This window comes from Jeotgalibacillus sp. ET6, assembly GCF_029667115.1.
In the GTDB taxonomy this organism is placed as follows: Bacteria; Bacillota; Bacilli; order Bacillales; family Jeotgalibacillaceae; genus Jeotgalibacillus.
Map to the genome: position 1 here is coordinate 1 of NZ_JARUIU010000279.1, position 239 is coordinate 239.

At 40.2% G+C, this 239-nt stretch carries 1 protein-coding gene; it reads left to right on the plus strand.

The features are described from left to right. Positions 1-17: 17 nt before the first annotated feature. A partial coding sequence (locus P6709_RS20300; protein WP_278242680.1) for a hypothetical protein occupies positions 18-239 on the plus strand: 222 nt, incomplete at its 3' end.

Consider the following 239-nt stretch of genomic DNA (forward strand, 5'->3'; position numbering starts at 1 on the left):
AGTTGGATGAGGAATTGATGGTTTTTGAAGATTTTAAAAGTGAACAAACGGCTCAAGTTAAAAAAGAAAAAATAGGCTGCAGCCTGCCTTTTAATGTTTTAATGCTTAAACAAGACAGAAGAAAAGACCGTGACCGAGAGCAAAAAAAAACCGTAAAAAACCAGCAGGACCAGGTGGCAACGCAGGGCACCCATCATGTTAACCAACCTCATGAGGAGGACAAACTGATTCCAAATCCT